This window comes from Streptomyces sp. NBC_00576, from assembly GCF_036345175.1.
Classification (GTDB): Bacteria; Actinomycetota; Actinomycetes; order Streptomycetales; family Streptomycetaceae; genus Streptomyces.
In genome coordinates this window covers 6,939,535-6,965,029 of the sequence record NZ_CP107780.1, presented here as the reverse complement: position 1 = coordinate 6,965,029, position 25,495 = coordinate 6,939,535, and the positions used below count along the sequence as shown (strand labels likewise).

21 protein-coding genes, 1 tRNA gene and 1 pseudogene are annotated in these 25,495 nt (G+C 70.3%); 3 read left to right on the top strand and 20 right to left on the bottom strand.

Annotated features, from left to right (window positions below; genetic code table 11):
- Nucleotides 1-46: 46 nt before the first annotated feature.
- From OG734_RS30395 to OG734_RS30370, 6 genes are all read right to left on the bottom strand, one after another.
- Nucleotides 47-838 carry a S16 family serine protease gene (locus tag OG734_RS30395; protein ID WP_330290628.1) on the bottom strand — a complete coding sequence of 264 codons (792 nt, stop codon included), beginning with the start codon at nucleotides 836-838 and terminating at the stop codon, nucleotides 47-49.
- 108 nt (nucleotides 839-946) lie between these two features.
- Nucleotides 947-1,588, bottom strand: coding sequence for an IclR family transcriptional regulator (locus OG734_RS30390; RefSeq protein WP_330290627.1), 642 nt, complete (start codon nucleotides 1,586-1,588; stop codon nucleotides 947-949).
- A gap of 328 nt (nucleotides 1,589-1,916) precedes the next feature.
- Nucleotides 1,917-3,728 carry a DEAD/DEAH box helicase gene (locus OG734_RS30385; RefSeq protein ID WP_330290626.1) on the bottom strand — a complete coding sequence of 604 codons (1,812 nt, stop codon included), beginning with the start codon at nucleotides 3,726-3,728 and terminating at the stop codon, nucleotides 1,917-1,919.
- A gap of 148 nt (nucleotides 3,729-3,876) precedes the next feature.
- Entirely contained in the window at nucleotides 3,877-4,266 is a 390-nt protein-coding gene (locus tag OG734_RS30380) for a type II toxin-antitoxin system death-on-curing family toxin (protein ID WP_330290625.1), read from the bottom strand.
- Nucleotides 4,263-4,463: a CopG family transcriptional regulator gene (locus OG734_RS30375; protein WP_053741608.1), complete on the bottom strand. Its 201-nt coding sequence runs from the start codon at nucleotides 4,461-4,463 to the stop codon at nucleotides 4,263-4,265. The genes OG734_RS30380 and OG734_RS30375 overlap by 4 nt, the downstream gene beginning before the upstream one ends.
- A 40-nt stretch (nucleotides 4,464-4,503) precedes the next feature.
- Nucleotides 4,504-5,979, bottom strand: a complete 1,476-nt coding sequence (locus OG734_RS30370) for an MFS transporter (protein WP_330290624.1) — start codon at nucleotides 5,977-5,979, stop codon at nucleotides 4,504-4,506.
- A gap of 264 nt (nucleotides 5,980-6,243) precedes the next feature.
- Between OG734_RS30370 and OG734_RS30365 the strand changes: the two genes are divergently transcribed.
- Together OG734_RS30365 and OG734_RS30360 are read left to right on the top strand one after the other, a co-directional pair.
- Nucleotides 6,244-6,315, top strand: a tRNA-Cys gene (locus OG734_RS30365).
- A gap of 117 nt (nucleotides 6,316-6,432) precedes the next feature.
- Nucleotides 6,433-6,549: pseudogene (locus OG734_RS30360) on the top strand (VOC family protein); the annotation flags it as partial.
- Nucleotides 6,550-6,581: 32 nt separating this feature from the next.
- Here the strand turns inward: OG734_RS30360 and OG734_RS30355 are convergent.
- From OG734_RS30355 to OG734_RS30305, 11 genes are all read right to left on the bottom strand, one after another.
- Nucleotides 6,582-7,466 (bottom strand): SUKH-4 family immunity protein, encoded by an 885-nt coding sequence (locus OG734_RS30355; protein WP_330290623.1) that lies wholly within the window; start codon nucleotides 7,464-7,466, stop codon nucleotides 6,582-6,584.
- 169 nt (nucleotides 7,467-7,635) lie between these two features.
- Nucleotides 7,636-7,785: a hypothetical protein gene (locus OG734_RS30350; protein ID WP_330290622.1), complete on the bottom strand. Its 150-nt coding sequence runs from the start codon at nucleotides 7,783-7,785 to the stop codon at nucleotides 7,636-7,638.
- Nucleotides 7,782-10,091 carry a xanthine dehydrogenase family protein molybdopterin-binding subunit gene (locus OG734_RS30345; RefSeq protein ID WP_330290621.1) on the bottom strand — a complete coding sequence of 770 codons (2,310 nt, stop codon included), beginning with the start codon at nucleotides 10,089-10,091 and terminating at the stop codon, nucleotides 7,782-7,784. The genes OG734_RS30350 and OG734_RS30345 overlap by 4 nt, the downstream gene beginning before the upstream one ends.
- Nucleotides 10,088-11,827, bottom strand: a complete 1,740-nt coding sequence (locus OG734_RS30340) for a 2Fe-2S iron-sulfur cluster-binding protein (RefSeq protein WP_443064945.1) — start codon at nucleotides 11,825-11,827, stop codon at nucleotides 10,088-10,090. The genes OG734_RS30345 and OG734_RS30340 overlap by 4 nt, the downstream gene beginning before the upstream one ends.
- Complete coding sequence (locus tag OG734_RS30335; protein WP_330290620.1) at nucleotides 11,824-12,717, bottom strand: FAD binding domain-containing protein; 894 nt, start codon at nucleotides 12,715-12,717, stop codon at nucleotides 11,824-11,826. Before OG734_RS30335 ends, OG734_RS30340 begins: the two co-directional genes overlap by 4 nt.
- A gap of 233 nt (nucleotides 12,718-12,950) precedes the next feature.
- On the bottom strand, nucleotides 12,951-14,615 hold the full coding sequence (locus OG734_RS30330) for a beta-N-acetylhexosaminidase (protein WP_330290619.1): 1,665 nt from the start codon (nucleotides 14,613-14,615) through the stop codon (nucleotides 12,951-12,953).
- Between the two features lie 5 nt (nucleotides 14,616-14,620).
- A complete protein-coding gene (locus OG734_RS30325) occupies nucleotides 14,621-15,481 on the bottom strand; it encodes a carbohydrate ABC transporter permease (protein ID WP_330290618.1) in 861 nt (286 codons plus the stop codon).
- A complete protein-coding gene (locus OG734_RS30320) occupies nucleotides 15,481-16,425 on the bottom strand; it encodes a carbohydrate ABC transporter permease (protein ID WP_443064944.1) in 945 nt (314 codons plus the stop codon). Before OG734_RS30320 ends, OG734_RS30325 begins: the two co-directional genes overlap by 1 nt.
- A gap of 47 nt (nucleotides 16,426-16,472) precedes the next feature.
- A complete protein-coding gene (locus OG734_RS30315) occupies nucleotides 16,473-17,789 on the bottom strand; it encodes an extracellular solute-binding protein (RefSeq protein ID WP_330290616.1) in 1,317 nt (438 codons plus the stop codon).
- A 233-nt stretch (nucleotides 17,790-18,022) separates the two neighbouring features.
- On the bottom strand, nucleotides 18,023-18,319 hold the full coding sequence (locus tag OG734_RS30310; protein WP_330290615.1) for a DUF3039 domain-containing protein: 297 nt from the start codon (nucleotides 18,317-18,319) through the stop codon (nucleotides 18,023-18,025).
- 29 nt (nucleotides 18,320-18,348) lie between these two features.
- On the bottom strand, nucleotides 18,349-18,924 hold the full coding sequence (locus OG734_RS30305) for a YqgE/AlgH family protein (RefSeq protein WP_330290614.1): 576 nt from the start codon (nucleotides 18,922-18,924) through the stop codon (nucleotides 18,349-18,351).
- A 304-nt stretch (nucleotides 18,925-19,228) separates the two neighbouring features.
- On the opposite strand from OG734_RS30305, the gene murA reads away from it, so the two are divergent.
- Complete coding sequence (murA, locus tag OG734_RS30300) at nucleotides 19,229-20,575, top strand: UDP-N-acetylglucosamine 1-carboxyvinyltransferase (RefSeq protein ID WP_327695242.1); 1,347 nt, start codon at nucleotides 19,229-19,231, stop codon at nucleotides 20,573-20,575.
- 127 nt (nucleotides 20,576-20,702) lie between these two features.
- On the opposite strand, the gene OG734_RS30295 is transcribed toward murA, so the two are convergent.
- From OG734_RS30295 to OG734_RS30285, 3 genes are all read right to left on the bottom strand, one after another.
- Nucleotides 20,703-20,984 carry an HU family DNA-binding protein gene (locus OG734_RS30295; protein ID WP_053741618.1) on the bottom strand — a complete coding sequence of 94 codons (282 nt, stop codon included), beginning with the start codon at nucleotides 20,982-20,984 and terminating at the stop codon, nucleotides 20,703-20,705.
- A gap of 365 nt (nucleotides 20,985-21,349) precedes the next feature.
- Nucleotides 21,350-22,780, bottom strand: a complete 1,431-nt coding sequence (locus OG734_RS30290) for an NAD-dependent malic enzyme (protein ID WP_330290613.1) — start codon at nucleotides 22,778-22,780, stop codon at nucleotides 21,350-21,352.
- Between the two features lie 333 nt (nucleotides 22,781-23,113).
- Nucleotides 23,114-25,435, bottom strand: a complete 2,322-nt coding sequence (locus OG734_RS30285) for a HelD family protein (protein ID WP_330290612.1) — start codon at nucleotides 25,433-25,435, stop codon at nucleotides 23,114-23,116.
- Nucleotides 25,436-25,495: the final 60 nt, after the last annotated feature.

Here is a 25,495-nt window from a genome sequence, read left to right as displayed (position 1 = left end):
GAGGGAGACGGGGCCGGGGGGGACTAACGCGCGCCGACAGGCCGCGCTAGCAATTCGGCACAGTCCCCCGCCCCGTCTCCAACGCCACCAACGCCCCCACCGCCCCCTTCAGCGACGTGACCGGGATCAACCGCAACCCCTTCGGAAGCTCCGACTCCGCGTCCGAACACTCCGCCCGCGGCACCAGGAAGACGGTCGCGCCGTCACGACGCGCGGCCTGCGTCTTCAGGGCGACGCCCCCCACCGCGCCGACCGTGCCGTCCGCGTCGATCGTCCCCGTACCGGCGATGGTGCGACCGCCGGTCAGGTCGCCGCCCTTGCCGTCGCCGTCGAGTTTGTCGACGACGCCGAGGGAGAAGAGGAGTCCCGCGCTGGGGCCGCCGACGTCGGAGAGCTTCAGGCTGACCTTGATCTTGCCGGAGTCCTCGTCCAGGTAGTTCAGGGCCGCCTCGGCCGCCGCGTCCTGCGACTTCTTCATCTCGGCCGCGTTGTGCTCCTCGATCTCCTTGGTGCTGTCGCCGCTCGGATAGACCGAGTCGCGCGGCATCACGGCCTGGTCGCTGCGGAACCAGCCGTCGAGTACGTCACCGAGGCTCACATGGGTGTCCGGGCCGGTCGCCTCGATCGTCGTCATCCGCAGCTCGCCGCGCGTCTCGCGGGTCGTCGCGCCGGTGATGGTGATGACCGGGTCGCCGTTGTTGTCGCCGAGAACGTTCGCCGTCATCCCGGGTTGCGCCACGGCGAACGGCAGCGGCGCGAACGCCGCTGTGGCGAGGAGGGCCACGACGGGCAGGGCACAGACGGCGACGGCCCGGGGGCGCGTGAGGCGAGAGAGCACGGGGTCAATCTAACGTGGGGGCCGATTCCGGCCAGGGGCGGCTGCCCCGCCCTCACCTGGCAGGGACCCGCCCCTCACTACAGGGGCCCAACTACAGGGGCCCGCCGGTCAGCGCAGCGCCTCGGACACTTCGCGGGCCGCGTCCATGACCCGTGGCCCCACCCGCTCGGGCACCGAGTCGGCGAGCATCACGACCCCGACGCTCCCCTCGACACCCGTCACGCCGATCAGCGGAGCCGCGGCCCCGCTCGCGCCGGCCTCCAGCTCCCCGTGCGTGAGGGTGTATCCGGGGTCGGTGGGGGGCTGCTGCCGGGCGGAGAGGATGGCCTTGCCGGCCGCGCCGCGCTCCAGGGGGTGGCGGAAACCGGCCCGATAGGCCACGTGGTAGTCGGTCCAGGTCGGCTCGACGACGGCCACGGCGAGCGCCTCCGTCCCGTCGACCAGGGTCAGATGGGCGGTGGCGCCTATGTCCTCGGCCAGCGACCTGAGCGCGGGCAGCGCGGCCTCCCGTACGAGGGGATGCACCTGCCGGCCGAGCCGCAGCACCCCGAGCCCGACGCGGGCCCGGCCGCCCAGGTCACGGCGTACGAGAGCGTGCTGTTCCAGGGTGGCCAGCAGGCGGTACACGACGGTCCGGTTCACGCCGAGCCGGGTCGACAGCTCGGTGACGGTCAGACCGTGGTCGGTGTCGGCGAGCAGCTTGAGGACGCGCAGTCCCCGGTCGAGCGTCTGGGAGGTCTCCGCGGTCACGACGCCCACTCCTTCACGTGGTGAGGTCGGCAGCTCCCTGACGGCGGATGCGTCGCCGGTCCCGTGGGCGACGCGCGTCAGAGGCGGCCGTTCGGCGGCGGCCGGGGGCTCTCCCGGGCACGGTCGCTTCACGACTGCGCTCCGCGGCGGCGCTGCCACGGGGCGTGTACGTTGCGGGGACAGTAGCGAAGGCAGTTCGCTCAGCGGAAGGCTCCGTCCAGAATCCGGTCACTCCGCGGTACGGACTACTGCGCTTCCTCCCGATATGCACGGCGTGTGTACGGCCGCACACGCCCCTCACCGGACACGCCGGCCGGCGGTGAGGCGATCACCGCATCCGGGTGGCCCATTCCTGCACTTTGGCGATGCGCTGTCGCAACTGTCCCGCGGTCGCCTCCGCGCTCGGAGGCCCGCCGCAAGCGCGCCGCAGCTCGGTGTGGATCACCCCGTGCGGCTTGCCGGTCTGATGGACGTACGCGCCGACCATGGTGTTGAGCTGCTTCCTCAGCTCCAGCATCTCCTTGTGGGAGACCACGGGCCGCCGCTCGGCGGGCAGTTCGAGGAGATCAGCCTCGTCGTCGGGCTTCTTACGGCTGTGCGCGATCTGCCGGGCCTGCCGCTTCTGCAGCAGCATCTGCACCTGATCGGGTTCGAGGAGCCCCGGGATCCCGAGGTAGTCCTGCTCCTCCTCGCTCCCCGGGTGCGCCTGCATGCCGAACTCGGCACCGTCGTACAGCACCCGGTCGAAGACGGCGTCGGACTCCAGCGCCTCGAAGGAGAACTGCTCCTGCTCACCGGTGTCCTCGTCCTCCTCCCGGTTCGCCTCCTCCATCTCCTTCTCGGATTCGGCGTACGGGTCCTCCTCGCCCTCCTTCTTGGGCTTGTCGAGGGCGTGGTCGCGCTCGACCTCCATCTCGTTGGCGAAGGTGAGAAGGTCGGGGACGGTCGGCAGGAACACGGAGGCCGTCTCGCCGCGCCGCCGGGAGCGCACGAAGCGTCCGACGGCCTGGGCGAAGAAGAGGGGGGTGGAGATGGTGGTGGCGTACACCCCGACCGCCAGCCGGGGCACGTCGACGCCTTCCGACACCATCCGGACGGCGACCATCCAGCGGGAGTCGTTGTGGGCGAACTCGTCGATGCGTTCGGAGGCGCCGGTGTCGTCGGAGAGGACGACGGTCGCCTTCGTTCCCGTGATGTCGCGGATCAGCTTGGCGTAGGCGCGGGCCTTCTCCTGGTCGGTTGCGATGACGAGCGCCCCGGCGTCCGGGATGCCCTTCCGCACCTCGGTCAGCCGCTTGTCGGCGGCGCGCAGCACGCTGGGCATCCACTCGCCGCGCGGGTCGAGCGCGGTACGCCAGGCCTGCGAGACGGCGTCCTTCGTCATCGGCTCGCCGAGCCGGGCGGCGATCTCGTCGCCCGCCTTGGTACGCCACCGCATCTGGCCGCTGTAGGAGAGGAAGATGACGGGCCGCACGACATGGTCGGCCAGCGCGTTCCCGTACCCGTAGGTGTAGTCGGCGGCGGACCGCCGGATCCCGTCGTTGCCTTCCTCGTACGCCACGAAGGGAATGGGGTTGGTGTCGGAACGGAAGGGCGTACCGGTGAGCGCGAGCCGGCGGGTGGCGGGCTCGAAGGCCTCAAGACAGGCCTCGCCCCAGGACTTGGAGTCACCGGCGTGGTGGATCTCGTCGAGGATGACGAGCGTCTTGCGCTGCTCGACACGATTGCGATGCAGCATGGGCCGCACGCCAACCCCGGCATAGGTCACGGCGACGCCGTGGTACTCCTTGCTGAGCGGCCCGGCGCTGTACTCGGGATCGAGTTTGATCCCTATCCGCGCCGCCGCCTCGGCCCACTGCTTCTTCAGATGCTCGGTGGGCGCGACCACGGTCACCTGCTGCACGACATGGTGGTGCAGCAGCCAGGAGGCGAGCGTCAGCGCGAACGTCGTCTTGCCGGCGCCGGGAGTGGCGACGGCGAGAAAGTCACGCGGCTGCTCCTGGAGATATCTCTCCATCGCCTTCTGCTGCCAGGCACGCAGCTTGCCGGCGGTGCCCCAGGGGGCACGGCCGGGGAAGGCGGGCGAGAGGTGATGGCTCGAGGCGGCAGTCGTGGCGGCACTGGCGGCGGTGGTAGTCACGGTCTCCGGGGTGGTGGGTCGGGCGGCTCTGCGGCGGCTGTAGCCACAGCGACGGCTGGGGCTACGTATGACAACCGGGCCACCCTACCGGCGGCCCGGTCCTGTCAACGCGCGTACGACGCGGGGTGACCCGGGGATGGGACTCAGCTCACACCGACGGCTCGGCCAGGTCTCGCAGCACCTCGGAGATGGCCTTGACCTCGTCCACGCTGCCGGATGCCACCGCGATCACCAGACGTTCAGCGGCATCGATGTCCGGCCGCAGTTGCACGTCGTTCAGCGCCAGGAAGACGACGCAGGACGTCCATGCAGTGCGCTTGTTCCCGTCGACGAACGGGTGGTTGATAGCAAGCGACTGCAAGAGGGCGGCCGCTTTGTCGAACAGGTCGGAGTACGCCTCCTGCCCGAACATCGAAGCCGACGGACGATGCACGGCCGACTCCAGCAGACCGGCGTCACGGACGACAACTTGCTGATCATCGACAGCGAGTCCGGCGATGTCCAGAACGTCCTCGGCCGACAGATAGATGTACGTCACTTGAGCCGCTCCAACAGTTCGGCCCACTTGACGGTCTGCTCCTTGGCGGCCTTACGGACCAGCGCCTCGTGAGCCGTCCTGGAGAGGTAGTCGTCCACAGCCTTCAGCAATATGGCGTGCATACTCGTGCCCTCCTCCTCGGCGCGCAGCTTCAGAGCTTCCGTCTGGTCGTCGCGAAGACGCAGGTTCATAGCCATACCAAAACGGTACCACCCGATGGGGTCAGACTGGTACCACTCAGGGGTGAGCGGCCCGCACCCTCGTCGTCACCCAAGCCCCCACCAACGCCACCCCCGCCATCGGCAGAAACACGGCGGCGAAGGCGCCCGGATGGGAGCCGTCGGCCGACGCGGCGGAGGCGTGAGCGACCGTCCCCCCGCCCAGCGCGGCGAAGGCCGCACCCCCGCCGGCCAGCAGCAGCACGTTGGAGAGCCCGTCGGAGATCTGCAGGGCGGCGGAGTTGGTGCCGGCCTCCTCGGGAGGGGAGAGATGAAGCAGCAGCACGCTGGTACTGGAGATGACCAGCCCCATTCCGAAGCACCCGAACGCCCACACCACCGCAAGGGTCCACACCGGCACGGCTTCGATCAGCACGGCGGGCGCCGCGGCGATCGAGGCGGCGACCATCACCATCCCGAACGTCATCAGCCGCTCCCGATACGGTTCCATCCGCGCCCGCGCCTGCACGGACGACCCCACCGCCCACGTCACCCCGCCCGCCGCGAGCGAGAACCCGGCCATCGTCGGCGACAGCCCCCGCTGGGTGACGAGCATCAACGGGATGAAGGACTCGGCGGCGATGAACGACCCGGCAGCCACTCCCCGCAGCAACACGACGGACGGCAACCCGCGCGCGGCCCGATACGTCCCCCGGGGAAGCAGTCCGAGCACGGCGGGCACGAGCAACGAGACGCCGAGGAGCCCGGGAACGACCGAGATCCACCTCAGATCCTGGGCGGCGTACTGAAGCAGTCCGGCACCGAGGGAAATCCCAAGGGCAAGCCGAATACGCCGCCGGTCCCCCTGCTCATCCCGCTTCCCCTCCTTCACCGGCCCGCCGGCCAGCCGACGTATCTGGGGCAGCGCGAGGGCCAGCGGAAAGACGACAAGCACCGGTATCCCGACGAACACCCACCGCCAGCCGAGCTGCTCGGTGACGGCACCCGCGGCAAGGGGCCCGACCACGGAGGGCACCACCCAACTGGCGGCGAACGCGGCCATGATGGCGGCCCGCAACCGCTCCGGATAGGCCCGCCCGACCACGACATACAGGGAGACGATCACCAGCCCTCCCCCCAGCCCCTGCACGGCCCGCCCGGCGATGAACAGCCACATGACCCCGGCGGTCCCGGACAACAACAACCCGGCGGCAAAGGCGGCGATCCCGGTGGTCAGCGCCCCCAACGGCCCCCTGCGATCCGACCACTGCCCGGCGAGCACCATCCCGAAGAGGCTGGTCGTGAAGTACCCGGAGAACGCGAACGCGTACAGCGAAACCCCGTCCAGCTCCCGCGCCGCAACGGGCATCGCCGTCCCCACGGCGGTCGCCTCAAAGGCGATCAGCAGCACAACGGAGACGATCCCGACACTGAGCGCCCGATAGGAACGCCCCAGCACCCCCTCACCAGGAACGGCAGCCGAAGAGGTGTCCGTGTCGGCAGAGTCGGCAGGGTCGGCGGCGACGCCGGTGTCGCCCGGTTCCAGGGAGGTCATGAAGGCCAGCGTAAGGGCCGTCCCCCGCCTTGACCCCTGTCGGAGGTAGGGGCCCACCCGAGACCTTGGTCGTACGCCCCCCTGACACCGACCTCCTCCCCCGCCCCGTTCATGAACGGCGTGTGGCAGTCCCATTGCGGCGCGCCCAGTTCTCTTGTTCCCCGGCGGCCCCCGCCCCTACGGTCAAGTCACGAAGTTCGGAACGGACAGCGGAACGGACAAGGGAACGGTCCAAAGACCGCGCCCACTCACCGCTCCCAACCCGGCCGTGTGCCCGAGTGGTTCAGGGATTCGCCTGCAAAGCGAATTACGCGGGTTCGATTCCCGCCACGGCCTCACCTGCTTGAACCTGGCAAATAGATGGGGTGGCCCTCCTGGAGGGCCACCCCATCTGCCGTTCTTCTCGGCGCCCCTTGCCTCTAGGACAGCGACCGGCCTATATCTCGCCTAGCACGGCTGCAGGAACCCGTGTACGCCGAGGCCATGCGCGTGGCTCAGGAGACACTCGACGCCGAGCTCGGCGGTCGGGGCCACGGGCGCAGCAGTACGCCCGTCCGGAAAACCGGCTGACGCGAGCCAAGGAGCGGCAGACTGCCCCGCGTTCAGAGCACCCGGCCCGCCTCGCCGTCGAAGTCGATCGTCTTCGCTCGGCGCAGCAGCCACAGGGTGAAGGCGAGGGTCGAGACGTCCGTGTTCAGGCGGTGCAGGGTGGCCTCGGGCTCGTTCCAGGTGAGGATCGTGCCCGTTCTGCCGTCCAGCACCAGGCTGTTGCCCTCCGCCAGGTGGCCCAGGCGGATCAAGTCTCCTGCGCCTTCCGGGAGTTCGGCCGTCGTGTCCTCGTCCGCGCAGTATTCCGCGAGCGTCGGCAGCGGTATCTCCGTGTCCAACTGGAAGAGGAAGCCGTCCTCCGGGAGTCCCGTGCCGGCCAGGAAGCGGCGCGTCGGCTCGTGGGTGAGCGGTGCCGGGAAGTCGACGTCCTCGAAGCGCGCCACCTTGGCGTGGCCGAACTCCTGCTCAAGGAGCCGCGCGGGCAGGTCCAGGGCGAGGCCCGACTCCGCGCCGGAGGCGGCGATCCGGGCCAGCGGGCGGATCAGGGCGGCCATCTTCCAGTAGGGCAGCACATCACCGCTGGTGCCCTGTGCGAACACCATCAGCAGGTGCCGGGACGTCTCCGCCAGCGTCTGCGGGCCGAACCGGCCTGCGGAGGAAGCCAATTGGCCTCGCGCGGCCGCCATCTCCTCCGTCGCCGCCGAGAACCGCTGCAGCACTTCCAGCTCGGAGGCCGGCGGGCGCCGGTCCATCGGGGCAAGGCGGTTGTGCGGGAAGAGGGTAGTGGGCGTCTCTCCCGTCGAGTCCGCCACCGTCCGCAGGGCCCCGGTCCGCACAGTCCCGGTGCGCAGTGCGCCGAACCTCAACTGGCCCTTGCCGGCCGGAAGCCCTACGCGCGTCAGCAGCTCGCCCCTGGTCAGAGTGATCGTCGTGCTCATGGTTTCCCCCGCGCATGGTTGTTCACGGTCCCCCGGGCGCGACGTCGAAAACGTCCGCTGCCCGGCAGGCCCTCCCACTGCCCAGAACACTACGCGGCACCACTGACAACGACCCCTGACCTGCGACGGAGCATCAGATCGGCCGTCAGCCACTCAGCCACTCAGCCACTCAGCCGAAGTAAACGCCACCCGCGACAACCACAACCGCCGCCACCACGAACAGCAGCACCCACGCCAGCACCTTGCCGGGCGTCGGACCGGGCTCGTAGCGCTGCGGCTCCTCCGGAGTCGGGGCCGGGGTCGGAGACGGGGTCGTCATGTCGCCGTCACCACCGCCGCCTGCGGGCGGATCGGGAGCCGGTTCACCGGGCGGCCCGTCGCCGCGCGTACCGCCGAGGCGATGGCCGCCGGGGACGTCACCACCGGTACCGCGCTCGCCGCCTTCGCGCCGAAGGGGGCGACCACGTCCCGTTCCTCGACCAGTTTGACGATGCGGATGTCGGGAGCGTCCAGGGCAGTCGGGAGGGCGTAGCCCGTGAGGTCGGGGTGGCGGATCAGCCCGCGCGCGGAGCGCAGGTTCTCCGTGAGCGCGATGCCGACGCCCTGGGTGACGCCCGCCTCGATACGGGCCGCCAGTTGGGCCGGGTTGAGGACTCGGCCGACGTCCTGGGCGAGCGCGAGTTCCACCACTCGTACCGAGCCCAGTTCGATGTCGACGTCCACCACCGCGCGGATCGCACAGAACGCCAACCCGACGAAGGCGTCGCCCTGGCCCGCCTCGTCGAGGGGTTCCGTGGGGTGCGGGCGGCACTGTGCCGTGGCCCACAGTTCCTTGCCGTCCATCGCCTCCGTCACCGTGGTCGACAGGACACCGTCGTACGAGGTGATCTTGCCGTCGGTGATCTGGAGCAGCTCCGTGGACATGCCGAACTTGTGTGCCAGGGGCTGGAGGAGCTGGGTGCGGACCATCTTCGCCGCCCGTTCCACCGCGCCGCCCGACACCCAGGTGTGGCGGCCGCGGGCGCCCGGGCCGGCCGGGGGCTGGTCGGTGTCGACGGGAGCCACGTGGACCTCGTCGATGCCCAGCGTCTCCTGGACGATCTGGCGGGCCAGGGTGGTGAAGCCCTGGCCCGTTTCCACTGCCGCGCACAGGACTGTGGCGATGCCGTCGTGGACCTTGACGGTGGCCGTCGAGACCTCGTCCGCGCCCTCGGTGCCGAGCATGTGGACCATGCCCAGGCCGTAGCCGACGCCGCGGCGGACGGCGCCCGGTTCGCCCGCGCCCTCGGGGCCGCCCGGGAGCAGCCACTCGTCCTCGGGGGTGTCCTTGGGGAGCTGGGGCAGCGGGAAGTCCCGTACCGCCTGGAGGAGTTCGGCGACCGGGGCCGGGCAGGTGACGGACTGGCCGGTCGGGAGTACGTCTCCCGTGGCCATCACGTTGCGCAGGCGAAGCTCGGCCGGGTCGATGGCCAGCTTCTTCGCCAGCTTGTCCATCTGGGCCTCGTAGGCCGCGCAGACCTGCATCGCGCCCTCGCCGCGCACATGGCCGGAGGGGGGGTTGTTGGTGCGGACGGCCCAGCCCTCGATGAAGGCGTTGGGGACGACGTACGGGCCGCAGGCGAAGGAGACGGCCGCCGCGAGGGCCTCCGCGGAGGTGTCCGCGTACGCGCCCGCGTCGAGCAGGATCTGTGCCTCGACCTTCACCAGTTTGCCGTCGGTGTCCGCGTGGTGGCGGTAGCGGAGGAGGGTGGGGTGCCTGTGGACGTGGCCCAGGAAGGACTCTTCGCGGGTCGCCGTCAGTTTCACCGGGCAGCCCGTTTTCAGCGCCAGCAGGCCCAGCGGGAGCTGGAAGCCCTGGTCCTCGCGGTCGGCGGTGGCGCCGGGGACTCCGGTGACGACCACCTTCACCCGCTCCGGCTCCAGGCCGTAGCAGGCGGCGGCCGCGTCGCGGTCCCCGTGGGGGTCCGTCGACGCCAGATACAGCTCCACACCACCGTCGGGGCGCGGTACCGCGAGGCCCGCTTCGGCGCCGATGGGGGCCGGGTCCTGGCGGCCGATCCGGTAGAGGCCCTCCACGACGATCTCGCCGGCCGCCTCCGGGTCGCCGTGGCGCAACGGGATGTGCCGGATCAGGTTGCCGTCCGGGTGCAGCGGTTCGGCCTCGAAGGCCTGCTCGGGGTCGGTCACCGGCTCGAGTACTTCGTACTCGACGATGACGGCCGCCGCCGCCATGCGCGCGGTGTCCGGGTGGTCGGCGGCGACGGCGGCGATGGGCTCCCCGTGGTGGCGTACGACCTCGGAGGCGAACATCGGGCGGTCGGCTCTGCCGCGGCCGTGCAGCTCGACTCCCGGCACGTCCTCGTGCGTCACGACGGCCCGTACGCCGGGCATCTCACGCGCGTGGGTGGTGTCGATGGAGACGATGCGCGCGTGCGGGTGCGGTGAGCGCAGTACGGCGGCCCACAGCAGGCCCTCGGCCCACAGGTCGGCCGCGTACGGGAACGTGCCCTCGGTCTTCGCTCGCGCGTCGGCGGCCGGCAGCGACACGCCGAGGCCGTGCGGGAGCGCCTCCCCGTCGGAGGCGGCCTCCGCGGCCGTGGTCGCGGTGGCGGCTTCGTTGCTCACGTCTGGCCTCCGTCCTGGCCGTACGCCGGGTCGTGCGCGTGCGCCTGATCATGCGCTTGCGAGTCATGGTTCCGGGCGGGCTCGAAGCCCGGGGCGTCGAACGCGGAGGGGTTGACGCCGCCCGCGCCCGGTCCGGCCTGGTGCGGGATGCGTGCCTCGCCGTCTTCCCCCTCGGCGTCGGCGGCGTGCGCCTCGCGTTCGACGACGACCTCACGGACCGCCTCCAGGACGCCCCGGTAGCCGGAGCAGCGGCACAGGTTGCCGCACAGGGCCTGGCGCGTCTCCAGTTCGGTCGGGGCGGGGTTGCCCTCCAGGAGGTCGTGCACGGTCATCGCCATCCCCGGGATGCAGAAACCGCACTGCACGGCACCGCACTTGGCGAGCGCCCGTTGTACGTCCGAGGGCTGCCCGTCGGTGGCGAGGCCCTCCACGGTGCGCACCTCGCTGCCGGCGGCGGTGACCGCGGGCACCAGGCAGGAGGCGACGAGCCGTCCGTCCACCTGCACGTTGCAGGCCCCGCACTCGCCCTGCGAGCAGCCGTCCTTGGCACCGGCGAGGCCGAGGCGCTCGCGCAGTACGTAGAGCAGTGACTCGCCGATCCAGGCGTCGGTGACGGGCCGGTCGGAGCCGTTGACGCGCAGCACGTACGAGGCGAGGGGGTGTTCCTCGCCGGGCAGTCCGGGGGCGTCGTCGGCCGCATCGGGCTCTGTGGCGGGCTCCTCAGCGGTCGCCGTGGCACCGGATGCCTCGATGGTCTCGGTGACCGCGGCCGGCTCGCCCTTCACGGGCTCCTCGGCGGCCTCCGGCGAGGTTTCCGGCCCGGAGGCCGGGTCGGGCTCCGTGGCGGGCTCTGCGGGGCCGTCAGGGGCTTCGGTGAGGTCGCGGACGACCGCGGCTGGGCCTTGATCCTCGTCGGCGACCGGGTGACCGGCTTCGGCGGCGGTGTGACCGGAGTCGTCGGCCGGGTGACCGATTCCGTCGGCCGGGTGACCGGCGCCGCCCGTTTCGTGCGCGATTTCGGGCGCGTACGTTGTCCCGGCGCCCATCGTCCGACCGGACTCCGGCTCCTGCTCGGCCGCGGCCGCCCAGGGCTGTCCCGTCCCCTCCGTCGCCCAGGGCGCGGGCGCGCCGCCGGGGAGGGTGGCGGGCGGTGTGCCGCCCCACTGTTCGACCAGTGCCGAGGTACTGAACTCGCCCGATTCGTCCGGAAGGTCGCCATCGGCGACGGGGATCCGCCACTCCCCGGTCACCTCGCGGCCCGCGACGCCGGGTACGGCGGCCTCCGGCCCACCGGTTCCCTGCTCGAAGGCCCACTGCCCCGTGGAGCTCTGGTCGTAGTTGAACCTGTCGTGCCGCGGCGCCTCCTGGGGCACGGCGTTCGGGTCCGGCCACTGGGCGCCCCCGGGGGGCGCGGGCGGCGTCCCCCAGGCACCCGGCGCGCCCGCGGAACCGTCCTCGACCCCGGCGCCCGGCACTGCCTCTATCTGCGGGGGCACGTATCCGTGGCCGGGCGCGGCCAGCGGACTGTCCACAGAGGCCAGGAGCGCGTCGATGCCCCCTTCGGGGAGCTTCACGAAGGCGGTGGCACCGTCGTCGTAGTCACCCTGGGGCAACGGGTCCCAGCGGCCCCCGCCACGGGGCGCGCCGTCTTCGCGCTGCCCCGGTTGGCGGCCTCCGCTCCGGTCTCCGTACTGGTCGTCGCCGTACTGGTCGTCGCCGTACTGGTCGTCGGTCACGACAGTGCCCTCCCCAGTGCTCGCCGGGCCAGCGCGGCGACAGTGCGGCGCAGATGCATCACGGCGGGCGGAAGCGGTGGTACGGAGCCGTCCTCGGCCGGGGCCGGGTCGGGAATGCAGGCCGCGGCGACGTACTCGCCGAAGGCACCCAGTGCCTCCGGGACGATCGTGCGGTTGTTGTCCCAGTCGATGAGCCGGGCGACCCACTGCTCGGCGTCCAGGGGGCGCAGCGGCATGGGCGCTATGGCACCGACGGCGCACCTGACTCCGCGCCGGGCGGGGTCGAGGACGAGCGCGACGGACGCGAGGGCGCGCCCGGGGCCGGTCCGTCCGGTGGCCTTCAGGAAGACCTGGGGCGCGTGCAGCAGGGGCACGCGCACGAAGCCGATGAGTTCACCGGCGCGCAGCAGCTCCACGCCGGCCAGCAGGTGCGACACCGGGATCTCACGGCGGGCGCCGCCGGGGCCCGCGATGATGAGCGTCGCCTCCAGGGCGGCCAGCACGGGAAGCGCGTCCCCTGTGGGGGCGGCCGTGGCGATGTTGCCGCCCAGGGTGCCCGCGTTGCGGATCTGCGGCGGGCCGGCGGCACGCGCGGAGGCGGCCAGGGCCGGGATCAGGGCCGCGAAGTCGGGTCGGCCCATCCGCGCGTGGGTGAGGCCGGCGCCGAGCAGGGCGTGGCCGTCCTGGTACTGCCAGCCGCGGATCTCGCTGATCCGGCCGAGGCCGACGAGGGCGGCGGGCCTGAGCTGCCCGGAGTTGACGGTGGCCATGAGGTCGGTGCCGCCCGCCACAGGAACGGCGGCAGGCATGGCGGCGAGCGCCGCGACGGCCTCGTCCAGCGAGGCGGGCAGCGTCACGGCCTGCGCCGTCTTCGGTGCGTGCGTGGTCAAACCGGATGCCCCTTCCCGCTGCCCCACCTGGTCCCACCTGTGTTGCCGTACGGTACGTGCTGACAGGGCGGACGTGGCAACTCTGGCACATTCTCGCGGGACCCGAACGCGGGGGTCCGCTAGGAGGCATTCGCCCCTCTCGCCAGCAGGATGGTCCGTTTTCGCACGACATCACCGATCAGTTCCGATTCGAACTGATCGGTGACTGTTGAGGACGCTTTACCCGTGGGGCCTCACACGTTCGGGGGCGCACCCTCTCTCGGTTGTCCGGGGATACCCGGCCGCTGCTGCCACGGATGCGGCCCCGCGGGCGGCCGATAACCGACACCGAGGGCGTCAAGTCGCCCGTAATGGGCGGCCATCCGGTGTTCGAAGTCGACGAAGTCCCGTTCGGCGGGCGCGGGCAGGGCGCTCCAGGCGACCTCGGCGAAGGCGGCCAGCCGCGGGAAGGCCTGGTAGTCCACGCGCGCGGTGTCCTCCATCGCCTCGGTCCACAGGTTGGCCTGGGCGCCGAGGACGTGTCGCGCCTCCTCGGGACCCAACTCCGGTGGAACCGGCTCGAAACGGAAGACATCCTCAAGGGTGCGGACGTACCCGATGGGGACGGGTTCGTCGGCGCCGCCGTGCTGACGGTGGTCCAAGTACACCTGCTGCTCGGGGCACATGACGACGTCGTGACCCGCGCGCGCCGCCGTGATGCCGCCCGCGTAACCGCGCCAGGAGGAGACGGCGGCGCCCGGTGCGAGCCCGCCCTCCAGGATCTCGTCCCAGCCGATGAGCCGACGCCCGCGTTCGGCGAACCAGGTGTCGAAGTGCCGTACGAACCACGACTGGAGCCCGTCCTCGTCGCCGACCCCGAGTTCCTCGATGCGGGCCTGCGCGGTGGGCGACTCCCGCCACTGTTCCTTCGCGCACTCGTCGCCGCCGATGTGCACAAACCCTGAGAACTCAGCAAACGCAGTGCCGTGTTCGCCGCCGGCCGGGAACAGGTCGAGGACTTCCTCGAAGACACCCTCGTAGAAGCGCAGGGTGTTGTCAGTGGGGGCGAGTACGTTATGGCTGACCCCCCAGTTGTCCCAGACGGAGAGGGAGGTCGTGTCGATGACGTCTGTGTTGCCGAGTTCCGGATACGCGGCGATGGCGGCCTGCGAGTGCCCCGGTACGTCGATTTCGGGGACCACGCTGATATGCCGCTCGGCGGCGTAGGCGACGATCTCGCGGATGTCGTCCTGGTTGTAGAAGCCCCCGTGCGGCTTCTCCTCCCACAGCGGTGAGGCGTGGTGGCCGAATTTCGTCCGGGCCCGCCAGGAGCCGATCTCCGTCAGCTTCGGGTACCGCTTGATCTCGACGCGCCAGCCCTGGTCGTCCGTCAGATGGAAGTGGAAGACGTTGAGTTTGTGCGCCGCCATCAGGTCCAGGTAGCGCAGGACGCCTTCCTTGGGCATGAAGTGCCGGGCGACGTCGAGCATGAGGCCGCGCCAGCGGAAACGGGGGGTGTCCTCGACGAATGTGCCGGGGACGAGCCACTGCCGGCCGGGGGTGACAGGGGCACGCCGGAAGGCATCGGGGCCGAGCAGTTGACGGAGCGTCTGCGCGCCCCAGAACACACCGGCCGACCCACCGCCGTGGATCGCGATGGCGTCCCCGTCGACGTACAGCTTGTAGCCCTCCGGGCCGAGGTGACCGGCGTCCTCGGGCAGGACCCGCAGCCGGATGGTCTCGCCTTCGGCTCCTGCGCCGGGCGGCAGCGCGAGCCCCGTCGCAGCACCCAGGACACCGCGCAGCCAGCGGGCCGTCGCCTCGGTACCAGGCCCGGCGTCGATCACCGTGGTCTCGTCGAGCACGAAGCCGCCCGCGTTGCCGACGCTCCGCACGGGCGCCGGAATAAGTTCAGTCACGTCAGTCAGTCCTTAACCGCTCCACCGAGCCCCGACACCAGTCGGCGCTGCACGAGTACGAAGAACACCAGCACCGGAATCGTCATCACCGTGGAGGCGGCCATCACGCCTCCCCAGTCCGGGTCGTCGGGCTTGTAGAAGACCAGCAGGGCCATCGGCAGCGTCGACTGTGAGGTGTCGCTGATGATGAACGACTTGGCGAACAGAAAGTCGTTCCAGGCCGAGATGAAGGAGAACACGCTGGTGGCCACCAGTCCCGGGAAGACCAGCGGGAAAAGGATCTGCCACAGGAATCGCGACCGGCTCGCACCGTCGATGTACGCGGCCTCCTCCAGCGCCTCCGGTACCGCCTTCACAAAGCCCCGCAGCATCCAGATCGCGAAGGGCAGCGAGAAGGCGATGTGCGGCAGGATCAGGGCGCCCAGTGTGTTCAGCTGCCCGAAGTCCCGCATGAGGAAGAACAGCGGGATCGTGAGCGCCTCCACGGGCACCATCTGGGCCACCAGGAACATGATCAGCAGGGTGGTCCGGAAACGGAACCGGAATCGGGTCACCGCGGTAGCCGCGAGAAACGCGATCAGCGCCGAGACGACGACCACGGAGCAGGCGACCACAAGGCTGTTGAGAAAGTACCGGCCGAATTCCTGCTGCCCGAAGACACGCCGGAAGGAGTCCAGGGAAGGGGATAGCGTCCAGGGGCGCGGCTCGGTCGACTCGATCTCGCCGGCCGGTTTGAAGGCGCTGAGCACCATCCAGTAGAGGGGGAAGGCGACGACGGCCGCGATCAGCAGCGCCGACACCTCGGCGGCCAGCCGCCAGGGCCGCCGTACGAAGCGGCGTCCCCCTCGGACAACGTTGCCGGACATCACAACTCCTCCCCTTGCCTGCGCAGCAGCCGCAGGTACACGAGCGTCACGGCGAGCAGGATCAGCAGCATCACGATCCCGATCGCCGAGCCGAGGCTGTACTGGGAGGAGGCGAAGGCCTGTTGGTAGGCGTAGACGTTGAGGGTGAGGTTCTGGCCGGCGATGCCGCCCCCGTTGGTCATCACATAGATCTGGGTGAAGACCTTGAAGTCCCAGATGACCGACTGGATGGTGACGACCACCAGGATCGGTCGGAGCATCGGCGCCAGCACCGAGCGCCAGATGCGCAGTTGGGAGGCGCCGTCCAGGGCCGCCGCCTCCAGCACCTCGGCCGGGACGGCGCGGATGCCCGCGTACACCGTGACCATCACGAACGGGAAGGAGCACCACACCACTTCGAGCAGGACGAGGAAGAAGGCGCTCAGGCGTCCGTACGTCCATGAGTGGTCGCCGAGGCCCAACATCCGGTTGACCGGGCCGAAGTCGGGGTCGAAGAGGAACAGCCAGACCGTGGAGCCGGTGACCGCGGGGGTCGCCCACGCGCCGAGCGCCGCCAGCATCAACGCGAGACGCGGCAGGGCACGGACACGGGTCAGCAGGACGGCGAGGGCACAGCCGACGGAGAGCGTGGAGACCACACAGGCCGCCGCGAAGACGACGGTCGCCAGCAGCACCTGCCAGAACTGGGAGTCGGAGAAGATCTCCCGGTAGTTGGCGAAGCCCTCGAAGGTGGCCGGTTCACCGCCGCTGACCTGAGCCTGGGTGTAGTGGAAGAACGAGATCAGCCCGAGCTGGTAAATGGGGTAGAGGAGCAACCCCCCAAGGACCACAAGAGCAGGGGCGAGATACAACCAAGGGGTAGTCCAACCCCCAAAGGGGCGCGGGGCTGTTCTGGATCTGCGGCTACCGCCGCGTGGGCGCGACAAGCCACGATCCACCCGCACCCGCCGACGCTCATCAGCCCCCGAGCCATCAGGCGCTGCCACCTGCGTCACCCCGCGGAGCCAAACGCGTCGTCCATCTTCTTGGCCGCCGCCGCGGAAGCCGCCGCGACATCCTTCTTGCCGCTGACGATCTCCTGGAACATCGTCGGCAGGACCAGTGAGGAGTCGATCTGGGACCACGCGGGCGACGCCGGTACGAACTTGGTGCCCGCGGCGAGGGTCTTCACGAAGGGCGCGACGTACGGCTGCTTCTTGGCGACCACGGCGCGTGTGTCGGCGAACGTCGGCAGGAAGCCCATGGCGTCGAAGAGTTCGGTCTGTGTCTGCTTCGAGGCGAGTTGTTCCATGAGTTCGACGGCGAGCGTGCGGTGCGAAGTGGTCTTCAGCACACCGAGGTTGTTCCCGCCCGCGAACGCCGGTGCCACCGAGCCGGCCTCGACGCCCGGCAGCGGTACGACGGCGTAGTCGCCCTTGACCTTGCCGGCCTCGACGGCCGTGTGGTTGAAGTCGCCGCCGATCGCCATGCCGGCCTTGCCCGCGGCGAAGGCGGTGATGGTGTCGTTGCCGCCCATGCCCGCGCACTTGGCGGCGGGGCAGTTGTCGTCACCGAAGAGGGAGGTGTAGGCCTTGATGCCCTTCTGGGCGGCGGCGGTGTCGATGGCGGAGGCGTACGAACCGCCTCTGCCGGTGGCGAGTTCGCCGCCGTTGGCCCAGATGAACGGCATCGCGCCGTAGGTGAAGGCGCCGCCGACCGCGAGCCCGTAGAGGTCGGGCTTGGCCGCGCGGATCGCATGCGCGGTCTCGGTCAGCCCGGCCATGGTCTTCGGGACTTCGAGGCCGAGTTCCTTGAAGATGTCGGTGCGGTAGTACAGGGCGCGGACGCCGACGAAGAAGGGGGCGCCGTAGACCTTGCCGTCGACGGTGACGGACTGACGGGCGGTCGGGTCGGTGTCCTTCGCCTCGTTCCAGGCCGCGAACTCCTTGCTGATGTCGAGGAGTCCGCCGTCATGGACGTACCCGGCGGTGTCCGTGTTGCCGTACTCGATGACGTCGGGGGCGCTCTTGGGGTCGTTGAAGGCGGCCTTGATGCGCTGGGCGCGGGTCTCGACGGGGATGTACTCGACCTTGACGTCGGCGCCGTCGTGGACCTTCTCGAAGGCGTCGACGACCGACGTGACGACCTTCTCCTTCGGGGCGTTGCCTACCTCCTGGAACAGCCACACGCGCAGGGTGCCGGTCTGCTCGTCCTTGCCGGAGGAGGAGTTGTCCGAGGTCTCGGGGGCACAAGCGGTGGCGGTGAGCCCGGCGAGGGCCAGGGCGGCCATGGAGGCGACCAATCGGGCAGATCGGACAGAGAGCTTCATCTGGCGTTTCCTCCGGTGAAAGCGTTGCAACATGCGCAATGGATGTTTCGCTCTGCACAACACAACGGAGGCTATGAACTACCTGGCCATGGCCACAAGAGGTCTGGACCAGTCTCCACGACTCTGTGACAGGCCGACGCATCCCGTGCAACGACAGACAGCACAAAGGTCCCCAAGGCGCGCCAAATCGCACCCTGAGGACCTTGCGCAGAACAACGACCAGCCGACGCGGCCTACTTCTTACCGTCGCCCTTGCCTTCGTCGCCGCCGGAACCCATGGAGTCGTAGATCTCCTTGCACATGGGACACACCGGGTATTTCTTCGGGTCGCGGCCCGGTACCCAGACCTTGCCGCACAGCGCCACGACGGGAGTCCCGTCGAGGGCGCTCGCCATGATCTTGTCCTTCTGGACGTAGTGGGCGAAGCGCTCGTGGTCGCCGTCGCCGTGCGAGGTCTGCGGCGCCGGTTCGACGAGGGTCCCCGTACCAGTCCCGCGCTGGGGCTGGGTCTCAGGCTCAAGAGTGCTCATAACGGCAAGGGTACTGAAGGTCACACCTCTCAGTTCAGCGAAGGGTCGTCCGGGTAGGTCGCGACCATCGCCAGTTCGCTGCGCTGGCGTCTGAGGACCTCGCGCCACAGGCGTTCCGGGGACGGCGAGGAGATGTCTCCGGGCTCCGACTCGACGACGTACCAGGCGCCGTCCGTCAGCTCGTCCTCCAGTTGCCCCGGGCCCCACCCCGCGTACCCGGCGAAGATGCGCAGCGACCCCAGCGCCTTGGCCAGCAGCTCCGGTGGCGCCTCCAGGTCGACGACGCCGATCGCGCCGTGCACGCGCCGCCAGCCGAGGGGTGTGCGTTCGCCCGACCCGCCGCCGCCGGGGATGACCGCGATGCCGAGCGCCGAGTCGAGGGCGACCGGGCCGCCCTGGAAGACGACCCCTGGTTCGCCCGCGAGTTCAGCCCAGCCCTCCAGGATGTCCCCGACCTCCACCGGGGTCGGACGGTTGAGGACGACGCCGAGGGAACCCTTCTCGTCGTGGTCGAGAAGAAGCACCACCGCGCGGTCGAAATTCGGGTCCGCCAGGGCGGGCGTGGCCACGAGCAGCCGTCCTGTGAGCGAGGACACCTCGGTCATGCCAGACATGATCTCGCATCTTCCCTCTGTGCGGGGGACCAATCGCGGTAGCGGGGTGAGGGCAGGTCAGGGGCTGTACGGAAGCGGGGCGGGCGCGCGCCCGCGCCGGTGACCGCATGTGCCCGGCGGCGAACGGTTCGTGTTGTGGCAAAGCTATGACACGGCTGAGCGGTACTTGGGCTTACAGAAGGGGGGTGTGCGGCGATTACCCTTGCTCTTCGGCTCCTGCGCGTGCCTGTACGACCGCGTCCTGCACGACGGGCCCGCCAACACTCCCCGCCCAACTCATCGGAACGCGAGATACATGACGGTCAACGGCACAGACGACGTACTGATTGTCCACGGCGGCACCCCGCTGGAGGGCGAGATCCGTGTCCGCGGTGCGAAGAACCTCGTACCGAAGGCCATGGTCGCCGCCCTGCTGGGCAGTGCGCCAAGTCGACTGCGCAATGTCCCCGACATCCGTGACGTCCGTGTCGTGCGCGGGCTGCTCCAGCTGCACGGGGTGACGGTCCGTCCGGGCGAGGAGCCCGGCGAGCTGATCATGGACCCGTCGCACGTGGAGAGCGCCAACGTCGCCGACATCGACGCGCACGCGGGGTCGAGCCGTATCCCGATCCTCCTCTGCGGTCCGCTGCTGCACCGCCTCGGGCACGCGTTCATCCCGGGTCTCGGCGGCTGCGACATCGGCGGCCGGCCCATCGACTTCCACTTCGAGGTGCTGCGGCAGTTCGGCGCGACGATCGAGAAGCGGGCGGACGGGCAGTACCTGGAGGCTCCGCAGCGGCTGCGCGGCACGAAGATCGCGCTGCCGTACCCGTCCGTGGGCGCGACCGAGCAGGTCCTGCTGACGGCGGTGCTGGCGGAGGGCGTCACCGAGCTGTCCAACGCGGCCGTGGAGCCCGAGATCGAGGACCTCATCTGCGTACTGCAGAAGATGGGCGCGATCATCGCCATGGACACCGACCGCACCATCCGTGTCACCGGTGTCGACTCGCTCGGCGGCTACACCCACGCGGCCCTCCCGGACCGTCTGGAGGCCGCGTCGTGGGCGTCGGCGGCACTGGCGACAGAGGGCAACATCTATGTCCGCGGCGCCCAGCAGCGGTCGATGATGACGTTCCTGAACACCTACCGGAAGGTGGGCGGTGCCTTCGAGATCGACGACGAGGGCATCCGCTTCTGGCACCCCGGCGGCCAGTTGAAGTCGATCGCGCTGGAGACGGACGTACACCCCGGTTTCCAGACGGACTGGCAGCAGCCGCTGGTCGTCGCGTTGACGCAGGCCACCGGCCTCTCCATCGTCCACGAGACGGTGTACGAGTCCCGGCTCGGATTCACCTCCGCGCTCAACCAGATGGGTGCACACATCCAGCTCTACCGCGAGTGCCTCGGCGGCTCCCACTGCCGCTTCGGCCAGCGCAACTTCCTCCACTCGGCGGTCGTGTCGGGCCCCACGCGCCTCCAGGGCGCCGACCTGGTCATCCCGGACCTCCGGGGCGGCTTCTCGTACCTCATCGCCGCCCTGGCCGCCCAGGGGACGTCCAGGGTGCACGGCATCGACCTGATCAACCGGGGCTACGAGAACTTCATGGAGAAGCTCGTGGAGCTGGGCGCGAAGGTCGAGCTGCCGGGCAAGGCGCTCGGCTAGGCATGTTCAGCCCGGCTGGGGCCCCCTCTGGGGGAGTTCGAGGCCGTTGGTGACAGCGACAACGATGGGGCGGCACCCGGAAGTCCGGGTGCCGCCCCATTGGCGTTGTCACAAGCCTTACGGCGAGTTACTTGCCCTTCGCCGCTTCCTTGAGCTTGGAGCCCGCGGAAACCTTGACGCTGAAACCGGCGGGGATGTCGATCGGGTCACCGGTCTGCGGGTTCCGCGCGGTGCGAGCGGCACGGTGGGTGCGCTCGAAGGTCAGGAAGCCGGGGATGGTGACCTTCTCGTCGCCCTTGGCGACGATCTCACCGACGGTCTCGGCGAACGCGGCCAGAACGGCGTCGGCGTCCTTGCGGGTGACCTCGGCGCGGTCGGCCAGCGCGGCCACCAGCTCACTGCGGTTCATGTTGTTACTCCCGTGTTCTTCTTGCTGTTGAGGCGTGCCCCGCGGCGGAGCCGCATGGGGGGCACAGCGAAGCCGATGCTGCCAGGGTCCTCGGTGGGTCCCCGGACCCGGGTCCGCCGTCGGACCCTCACGCCCGAAGACGCATCCTGCCCCCACCTGCGGCGGGAAAGCCAATCCGGCACCCCTGGGAGTCACACGAACACCCTTGGGAGTCACACGGAAAGCGTCAGCGGCCGGGGCCGACAGGCTGAACCTGGCCGCCACCCTAGAGGCGCCCGGGGGCCGGGCGCCCCCGACGCGCCGGTACGGGCACCCGTGGCAACCGTCACATCATTGCGTGCGTGGGCCCTGAACGGGCCCCGTCCTCAGACGCCGGACGCGCTGTCGGCGGCGGCCGCCGCCTTCGCGGCCTCCCGCACCGCACCCGCCACCGCACCGGCCACCTTGTCGTTGAAGACGCTCGGCACGATGTAGTTCGGGTTCAGCTCGTCCTCGGTGACGACGTTCGCGAGTGCGGTCGCCGCCGCGAGCATCATCTCGGTGTTGACCGTGCGGGACTGCGCGTCCAGGAGACCGCGGAAGACACCCGGGAAGACCAGCACGTTGTTGATCTGGTTCGGGAAGTCCGAGCGGCCGGTGGCCACGACGGCGGCCGTCTGGCGGGCGATCGTCGGCTCGACCTCGGGGTCGGGATTCGCGAGCGCGAACACAATGGCGCCCTCCGCCATCGCGGCCACGTCGTCGCCGTCGAGGACGTTCGGGGCCGAGACACCGATGAAGACGTCGGCGCCTCGCACGGCCTCCTTGAGGGTCCCTGTGAGGCCCTCCAGGTTGGTGTTGTCGGCGATCCAGCGCAGCGGGGAGTCCGGGGCGGCGTTCACCAGGTCCGCGCGGTCCGCGTGGACGACGCCCTGGATGTCGGCGACGACGGCGGTCTTGACTCCCGCGGCGATGAGCAGCTTGAGGATGGCCGTACCGGCCGCGCCGGCGCCCGACATGACGACCCGGATGTCACCGATCGACTTGTTGGTGACGCGCAGGGCGTTGGTGAGGGCCGCGAGGACGACGATCGCGGTGCCGTGCTGGTCGTCGTGGAAGACGGGGATGTCGAGGGCCTCGCGCAGGCGGGCCTCGATCTCGAAGCAGCGGGGGGCCGAGATGTCCTCGAGGTTGATGCCGGCGAAGCCCGGGGCGATCGCCTTGACGATCGCGACGATCTCGTCGGTGTCCTGGGTGTCCAGGCACAGCGGCCAGGCGTCGATGTCGGCGAAGCGCTTGAAGAGGGCCGCCTTGCCCTCCATGACCGGCATGGCGGCCATGGGGCCGATGTTGCCGAGGCCCAGGACCGCAGAGCCGTCCGTGACGACCGCGACGGTGTTGCGCTTGATGGTGAGGCGGCGGGCATCCTCGGGGTTCTCGGCGATCGCCATGCACACCCGGGCCACGCCCGGGGTGTAGATCATGGAGAGGTCGTCACGGTTGCGGATCGGATGCTTGGACTGCATCTCGATCTTGCCGCCGAGGTGCATGAGGAACGTACGGTCCGAGACCTTGCCGAGGCTGACGCCCTCGATGCCGCGGAGCTTCTGCACGATCTCGTCGGCGTGCGCGGTCGAGGTCGCCGCGATGGTGACGTCGATCCGGAGCAGTTCGTGGCCGGAAGCGGTGACGTCGAGGCCGGTCACCGAGCCTCCGGAGGACTCAACGGCGGTGGTGATCTGGGAGACCGCGGTTCCGCTCGCGGGCACCTCCAACCGGACCGTGATCGAGTAGGAGACGCTGGGCGCCGTTGCCATGGCCGACTTCCTTCTGCTTTCACCCTGATGCTTGGTTTGCCGTCCGATCGTCGCACCTACCGCGCGGTAGCTGGTAGCGGGGCCTCGATTGCGAACGTTTTGTTCTCAATATGTTCTTGACGGCAAAGATGGCAGAGACGACAAAGAGGTCCACGTCACCAGGTGACGTGGACCTCTTCATGCTCAGTGGCACCGACCCGCCATGCTCGCCTCGCGGCAAGTGGTCGCTCGAAGCGACGAAGGTTGGGCCCGGGGGCTTGGATCGAGCCGGTGCCACGTCAACGGTAACAAACGATCCCCGTAAGGCAATTCCCATCGGCCACAGACTTGGCCTCAGTCTCGGAGAAGGTCCGGCACCCCTCGTGCATCGGGCTCGTCGCGGTCCGCCGAGACGACCGTGAGCTGCTGGGTGGCGCGGGTCAGGGCGACGTACAGGACGCGCAGGCCGGCGGGGCTCTCGTCGGCGATCTCCGCCGGGGAGACGACCACTGTGGCGTCGTACTCCAGGCCCTTGGCCTCCAGGCTGCCCAGGGCCACCACGCGGTCGCCCAGGCCCGCCAGCCAGCGGGCCGCCTCCTCGCGGCGGTTCATGGCCACGACGACGCCGACCGTGCCGTCGACCAGGTCGAGGAGGCGGGCGGCCTCGTCACGGACCGACTGGGCCAGGGAGCCCCTGACCGGAACGAAACGGGGCTCCACGCCCGTCGAGCGGACCGCCCTCGGGGACTCCGAGCCCGGCATGGCCAGGGCCAGGACCTTGGCGGCCAGTTCGGCGATCTCGGCCGGGTTTCGGTAGTTGACGGTGAGGGTGAAGCGGCGCCGCGGGCGGCTGCCCAGGGCCTCATCACGGGCCTGTGCCGCCTCGTCGGGGTCGGACCAGGAGGACTGGGCCGGGTCGCCGACGACCGTCCACGTGGCGTGCCGGCCACGGCGGCCGACCATGCGCCACTGCATCGGCGTGAGGTCCTGGGCCTCGTCGACGATGACGTGGGCGTACTCGGTGCGCTCCTGGGCGAGCCGCTCGGCCCGTTCGCGCTGTGTCTCCTCCCGTACCGGCATCAGTTCCTCGAGGCCGCTGAGCTGGTCCATGGGGTCCAGGTCGCGTCTCTTGCGGGGGCGGGCCGGGGTGCCGAGGATCGCGCCCAGCTCATCCAGCATGGCCACGTCGTGGACCGAGAGGCCGTCGCGCTTGAGGGCGCGGGCGACCCGGCGGACCTCGCCGGGGTTGAGGATGCGGCGCGCCCAGCGGCCGAGGCGGCGCTCGTCGGACATGGCGGTGAGGACCGACGCGGGGGTCAGTTCCGGCCACCAGGCGTCCAGGAACGCGATGAAGTCGTCCTCGGTCGTGACGTCCTCGTCGAAGGAGGAGCGCAGCTCCGCGGCGAGTTCCGGGTCCGTGTGCCGGCCCTGGGAGCCCGAGCGGGCCCACAGGGCGTCCAGCAGCAGCTTGCGGGCGCGGGGACGCAGCAGGTTGACGGGAGCCGTGCCGCTGAGCGCCGACTCGCGGATGCGGGCCAGCTCCGGGGCCTCCAGTTCGATACGGCGGCCGAAGGCGACGACCCTCAGGCGGGTCGTCACCGTCGGCGAGTCGTACTGCTCCAGGGCGCCCCGCGCGGCCTTCCGCAGCACCGCGAGCATGCGGTACGAGCCCTTGGCTCGGGCCACGGCCGGGGAGTCGTACAGGGTGGCCTCGGCGCCGTCGACGAGGGAGCCGATGGCGCGGATCGCGACCTGGCCCTCCTCGCCCAGGGACGGCAGGACGCCCTCCGTGTACGCCACCAGGAGCGGGGTCGGGGAGACGATCAGGATGCCGCCCGCGTACCGGCGCCGGTCCTGGTAGAGGAGGTAGGCCGCGCGGTGGAGCGCGACGGCTGTCTTTCCTGTTCCCGGCCCGCCCTCCACGTACGTCACCGAGGCGGCGGGGGCGCGGATCACCAGGTCCTGTTCGGCCTGGATGGACGACACGATGTCCCGCATGGTGTGGCTGCGGGCCTGGCCGAGGGCCGCCATCAGGGCGCCGTCACCGATCACGGCGAGCTCGTGGCCGTCGAGGGACGCCTTCAGCTCGGGACGCATCAGGTCGTCCTCGACGCCGAGGACCCGCCGGCCCTTGGAGCGGATGACGCGGCGGCGGACCACGCGGCCCGGGTCGACCGGGGTCGAGCGGTAGAAGGGCGCGGCTGCGGGCGCGCGCCAGTCGATGACGAGGGGCGAGTAGTCCTCGTCGAGGACGCCGATACGGCCGATGTGGAGGGTCTCGGCGATGTCGGCGGTGCCGTCGGGGCGTACGGCCCCTTCCGCGGCCTCCACGGCCGTGTAGGCGCCGTCCGGGCCCTTCTTGCCGTCCATGCCCCGCAGCAGGTCGATACGGCCGAAGAGGAAGTCCTCGAACTCGTTGTTCAGCCTGTTGAGGTGGATGCCGGCGCGGAACACCTGGGCGTCCCGTTCGGCGAGCGCGCCCGGAGTGCCGACCTGGCCTCGTTTGGCCGCGTCGTGCATGAGGAACTCGGCCTCGTTGATCTTCTCCTCAAGACGCCGGTACACCCGGTCCAGATGTTCCTGTTCGACGCTGATCTCGCGGTCGCGGACGGAGTCCTGCACTGAGGAGTCCTCGACCGGAACGAGCGCCGTTTCCTGCTGAGCCTGAGCGGCCACCGGGCCCCCTTCTGACTTGCTGGGCAGCCGTCAACCGTACGCGAAAGAAAGGCCGTGATG

What these genes read in the sequence shown, in the direction of transcription:
- OG734_RS30375 (WP_053741608.1), bottom strand. Translation starts at nt 4,463, where the DNA reads ATGGCTATGAACCTGCGTCTTCGCGACGACCAGACGGAAGCTCTGAAG.
- OG734_RS30370 (WP_330290624.1), bottom strand. Translation starts at nt 5,979, where the DNA reads ATGACCTCCCTGGAACCGGGCGACACCGGCGTCGCCGCCGACCCTGCC.
- OG734_RS30355 (WP_330290623.1), bottom strand. Translation starts at nt 7,466, where the DNA reads ATGAGCACGACGATCACTCTGACCAGGGGCGAGCTGCTGACGCGCGTA.
- OG734_RS30350 (WP_330290622.1), bottom strand. Translation starts at nt 7,785, where the DNA reads ATGACGACCCCGTCTCCGACCCCGGCCCCGACTCCGGAGGAGCCGCAG.
- OG734_RS30325 (WP_330290618.1), bottom strand. Translation starts at nt 15,481, where the DNA reads ATGTCCGGCAACGTTGTCCGAGGGGGACGCCGCTTCGTACGGCGGCCC.
- OG734_RS30315 (WP_330290616.1), bottom strand. Translation starts at nt 17,789, where the DNA reads ATGAAGCTCTCTGTCCGATCTGCCCGATTGGTCGCCTCCATGGCCGCC.
- OG734_RS30310 (WP_330290615.1), bottom strand. Translation starts at nt 18,319, where the DNA reads ATGAGCACTCTTGAGCCTGAGACCCAGCCCCAGCGCGGGACTGGTACG.
- OG734_RS30305 (WP_330290614.1), bottom strand. Translation starts at nt 18,924, where the DNA reads ATGACCGAGGTGTCCTCGCTCACAGGACGGCTGCTCGTGGCCACGCCC.
- murA (WP_327695242.1), top strand. Translation starts at nt 19,229, where the DNA reads ATGACGGTCAACGGCACAGACGACGTACTGATTGTCCACGGCGGCACC.
- OG734_RS30295 (WP_053741618.1), bottom strand. Translation starts at nt 20,984, where the DNA reads ATGAACCGCAGTGAGCTGGTGGCCGCGCTGGCCGACCGCGCCGAGGTC.
- OG734_RS30290 (WP_330290613.1), bottom strand. Translation starts at nt 22,780, where the DNA reads ATGGCAACGGCGCCCAGCGTCTCCTACTCGATCACGGTCCGGTTGGAG.